This is a genomic window from Candidatus Accumulibacter phosphatis, from assembly GCF_012939955.1.
Lineage (GTDB): Bacteria > Pseudomonadota > Gammaproteobacteria > Burkholderiales > Rhodocyclaceae > Accumulibacter > Accumulibacter delftensis.
The window spans coordinates 1-4357 of the sequence record NZ_SPMY01000126.1 but is presented as its reverse complement, the minus strand read 5'-3'; the positions used below and the strand labels follow the sequence as shown (position 1 = coordinate 4357).

3 protein-coding genes and 1 pseudogene are annotated in these 4357 nt (G+C 64.4%); 3 read left to right on the top strand and 1 reads right to left on the bottom strand.

Translation table 11 applies throughout. The annotated features are described in order from the left end of the window. Positions 1-253 precede the first annotated feature (253 nt). From E4Q23_RS23005 to istB, 3 genes are read left to right on the top strand one after another with little or no spacing between them, the layout of a single operon-like run. Complete coding sequence (locus E4Q23_RS23005) at positions 254-1249, top strand: ParB/RepB/Spo0J family partition protein (RefSeq protein WP_169068736.1); 996 nt, start codon at positions 254-256, stop codon at positions 1247-1249. After that, positions 1155-2564: a Mu transposase domain-containing protein gene (locus tag E4Q23_RS23000; RefSeq protein WP_248595661.1), complete on the top strand. Its 1410-nt coding sequence runs from the start codon at positions 1155-1157 to the stop codon at positions 2562-2564. Before E4Q23_RS23005 ends, E4Q23_RS23000 begins: the two co-directional genes overlap by 95 nt. Further along, positions 2557-3378, top strand: a complete 822-nt coding sequence (istB, locus tag E4Q23_RS22995) for an IS21-like element helper ATPase IstB (RefSeq protein WP_169068735.1) — start codon at positions 2557-2559, stop codon at positions 3376-3378. The genes E4Q23_RS23000 and istB overlap by 8 nt, the downstream gene beginning before the upstream one ends. A gap of 458 nt (positions 3379-3836) precedes the next feature. Here istB and E4Q23_RS22990 read toward each other — a convergent pair. Next, positions 3837-4357: pseudogene (locus E4Q23_RS22990) on the bottom strand (IS481 family transposase); the annotation flags it as partial.

The following is a 4357-nucleotide window of genomic DNA, read 5'->3' as shown; positions in this document are numbered from 1 at the left end:
GCGCACTCGGCCGGGCTGGGGTTGCAAAGATGGACGCGTCAAAGACGGAAATAGCCCTTCCCTCAGGCACTTATCGCTTATCGCCGATGATCGACGCGTCACTTGCAAAGATGGACGCGTGGACGGTCGAAATCACCGTTCTTTCAGCCACTTGTCGCGCTCCCTGAGGCACATGCCGCGGCTTGCAAAGAGAGGACTCGATCGCCTTGCAGCGGTCGCCTCGCTAGGCTGGATGCCATAGGAGGTCAACCGCATGGATCAGACGGCCGCTACGGCCCAGACTCTGGATTTGCACCGACTGGAGTTGCGCTACGTCGAGCTTCGCGTGCCGGATACGGCGGCGATCACGCGTCTGGCCCAGTCGATCGCGGTCAATGGCCAACTCGTCCCCTGCATTGCGGTGGCTGGCGAGGGCAGCGCGGCGATTCTGCTCGACGGGTATCGACGCGTTGCCGCGTTGCGGCAACTCGGCAAGGATACGGCCGAGGTCGAGTGCTGGGACGGCGATCCAATACAAGGCCTTCTGGGAGTCCTGGCGCGCACTCGCAGCCGCGCGTTTGTGCCGATCGAAGAAGCGCTGCTGCTGCGCGAATTGCTCTCGATTGGCTCACTGAGCCAGCATGACATCGCCCGCCGATGCGGCCGCGACGTGAGCTGGGTCAGTCGTCGTCTGCAACTGATTACGGCCCTCTCGGACGGTTTGTTGACGGCTGTACGCCAGGGAAAGGTCTCCACCTGGGCGGCGGTGCGGATTCTCGCCCCGTTGGCGCGCGCCAACAGCACCCACGCCGAACAGCTACTGGAGAGTTTGCACACGACGCCGCTGACCACCCGCCAGCTGGCGACCTGGTTCGCGCAGTATCAAGGCGCTTCGCGGACGGTGCGCGAGCGGATGGTCGAGGCGCCGCAGCTGTTGCTCAATTCGCTGACCGCCAAGGCCGACGAGAAGAGCGCCGATCGCCTGCGCGAGGGTCCGGAAGGCGAGGTGCTGGCCGACATCCGCATTCTCGACGCGGTCAGCGCCCGCCTGAGGCGGCGTCTGTACGCCCTGGCGCCCTCGCCAGTGGACTTGCCACCCGCGGTCACCGCCGCGGTCAGCGCTTTGCAACCGGCGCTGGCGGCTCTCCAGTGCCACCTGAGGAAGGGTTACTCCGATGAAATCGCCCGAGATTCGTCAAGCCGTGCAGACACTGCATCAGCAAGGTCTGGCGCTGCGCGAGATCAGCCGGCTGTTGAAGCTGTCGCGTAACACCCTTCGCCGCGTCCTGCGTTCTCCGGCGGCTTCCCCGCCCGACACCGCAGAGGGCGCTCGGCAACCCGCGTGCCCGGCGCCGGTTCGGCTTTGGCTGGTCTCTGCCTTCGAGCGTGCGCGCGGCAATGGGGTGCGCATCCAGGAGATGCTGGCGGCAGAAATGGACCTTCGTCCGGGTTACAGCACGCTGACCCGCTGGATCCGGGAAGCCGATCTGCGCACCCCGCCGAAACGTGCCGGCGCGTATTACTTCGCCCCGGGCCAGGAGATGCAGCACGATACTTCGCCGCATCGCGTGATCCTGGCCGGCAAGCCGGTGACGGCGCAATGCGCGTCATTGATCCTGGCGTATTCGCGGCGGCTCTTCGTTCAGTACTTTGCGCGTTTCACGCGTTTCGAAGCCAAGCAGTTCCTGCTCGAAGCCGTGCGTTTCATGGCCGGCAGCTGCCCGACCTGCGTTATCGACAATACCAGCGTGATCGTCGTCGCCGGGGCCGGCGACGAGGCCGTGTTCGCGCCCGAGATGGTGGCCCTGGCACGTACGCTGGGCTTCGCTTTCCGTGCGCACCCGGTGAACATGCCTGATCGCAAGGGGAGGATCGAAAGACCTTTTTCCTGGATAGAAGGGAATTTCCTGGCCGGCCGGACGTTTCGCGATTTCGCCGACCTGAACGCGCAGGCGCTGGCCTGGTGCGAGAACGTCGCCAATGCCAAACCGAAGCGCGCTCTGGGGGTGGCGCCGAACGCCGCCTACGGCGTCGAGAAGCTTTGCCTGCAGCCGTTGCCGGCGGTGCTGCCGCCGGTCTATCAGGTGGTCGAGCGGGTGGTCGATCTGCAGGGTTTCGTGTCCATTGAGACGAATCGCTATTCGGTGCCCGAACGCTGGGTGGGCAAGGCGCTGAGCGTCTATCTGTATGCCACCGAGGTCAGGGTTTGCCGGGGTGAGCAGCTGCTCGCGGTGCATGCCCGTTTGCTCGGCGTGCGCGATGCGAAGCAGAAGCTCCCTGGGCATCACCCGACCCCGCAGCCCCGGCCGCGCACGCCGCCACGCGAGGCGACCTTGTTGCAGGGGCACGACCCGCTGCTCGATGCGTACGTCGAAGCGCTGGTCCGCCAGGCGCATGGTCGGGGGGTGCGGCCGCTGCGCCGCTTGCTGGAGTTCAAGCGGACTTATCCGCAGGGGCCTTTGCTGGCCGCGGTGGCGCAGGCGCTGCAGTTCGGTCTGTTCGACCTGGGTCGCCTGGAGCGCATGATCCTGCAGCAGGTGGCGGGGGATTTCTTTAATCTCGACGATGGAGGTGATGATGCGTGAGCGTCTGAAGGCTTTGCTTGGGCAGATGCGCTGGTCGGGGATGGCGGCGGTGCTCGATGAGGAACTCGATCTGGCCGAGCGCCAGGGGACGCCGGTTCCGGAGGTGCTCTTTCGTCTGCTCAGCGCGGAAGACGCGGCACGACGGGAGAAGAGTCTGGCTTATCGCTTGAGCCAGGCGCATTTGCCCTGGCCCTGGACTTTGCAGTCGTTTCCTTTTGCGCGGCAGCCGAGCGTGAACAAGGCGCAGGTGATGACGCTGGCCGGACTGGAATTCCTGCGCCGTGGCGAGAACGTGTTGTTGATCGGTCCGCCAGGGACCGGCAAGTCGGGGATCGCGGTGGGATTGCTCCGCGAGGCGTGTCTGAACGGTTATCGTGCGCGCTTCTTCAACGCGCAGGCTTTGCTCGACGCCTTGTATGCTTCGCTCGCCGACCGCTCGACGACGGGGCTGCTCAACCAGTTGTGCCGCTTTCCGCTGATCGCCATCGATGAGCTGGGCTACCTCAATCTGAAGCCGGAACAGGTCAACGCGTTCTTCCGCTTGATGGATCAGCGTTATAGCCTGGGGCTGTCAACGATGATTTCTACGAACCTCGATCTGCCCGACTGGTACGAGCTGTTTCAAAAGAAGCCGCTTGTCGATGCGTTGCTCGACCGACTTCAGCACCGCTGCATCATCCTGCGCTTGAGCGGACCCTCTTTGCGCAGTGAGCCAGGAAGCGCCCCGACGAGCGCGACGGCGGCCGCGACAGCGACGGCTAAACGCTCGGCGTCGAGGAAAGCCGCGCCGCCGGACGAGCCTGCGGCCTCCTGAAGGGGCTACGGCGCCGCTGTTTGCTGGCTCGTCGGCCACCGATCCGCTTGCCGGTTCGTCCGATTCGCGCCTTGGCGGCAGCGACGGGGAAAGCGATCAGTGATTGAAGGACGGCGATCGGGGCGAATTCGACACGCGCAAGTACCGGTCTCCATGGCAGTAAGCGCGATACCGCACTTACTGCCACCCCACAGCGTAGTGCCCCTCCGCTGCGTCAAGGGATGCTTCGCCAGGCTGCAAAAAACCGCAGCCTGCCCTTGACCCAGCTCCGAGGCTTCTCTTCCTCACGCGTCAAGCGTATCCCTTTCCCCTCAAAACAATCCCCGGCGGAGCGCGTCGCCGCGCCGCCGCCAAACCTCGTTCAATCACCGCCTGCATCGCGCAGATTGCCGACTCCTGCGCATCTCCTGGATCCGTTTCAGTGAGCGAAAAAGGGTCAGGTTTCGTGAGCGTCGAGGGTAGGCCACCCCCGAGCGATCGTCGACGACACTGAACAGCATCAGCATAGGCGCACCCTGCCGATCCGGATCGAGCCACGGTGGGGTTTCCAGCTCCTTCAGGTCTGACGGACTCATGTCGAAGTGCCACAGCGCATTTGCAAATTCGGCCTGGAAGCGCACGGCCGGTGGCTCGCGCGTCATGCGATCCCGGTCATAGCCCAGCCGTCGTAGGTGTCGGTTGAGCGTGGATTCCGACAGCCGACCTGGCGGAAGCTTCTCGAGTCCATCCGGCGTCTCAACACCGTACTCAACGAGCAGTTCGAGAATCCGGGCATTCGACAGGCAGCGCCCTTTTTTGTTGGTGGTGCGAACTTTCAGGGCAGCGACGATCTCGCACCAATGTTCGATTTCCACAGCCGGCATGATGCGCGGCTTGCCGCGATCTGCCCGGTGCGCGTCTTTCGGACGCCGATCGCCACGCAGAAGGCGATACAAGGTGGTCCGCGAGACCGCGTACAGGTTGGCCATCGAGTCCATCA

Coding starts and splice junctions, on each gene's coding strand:
- E4Q23_RS23005 (WP_169068736.1), top strand. CDS start 254: ATGGATCAGACGGCCGCTACGGCCCAGACTCTGGATTTGCACCGACTG.
- E4Q23_RS23000 (WP_248595661.1), top strand. CDS start 1,155: ATGAAATCGCCCGAGATTCGTCAAGCCGTGCAGACACTGCATCAGCAA.
- istB (WP_169068735.1), top strand. CDS start 2,557: ATGCGTGAGCGTCTGAAGGCTTTGCTTGGGCAGATGCGCTGGTCGGGG.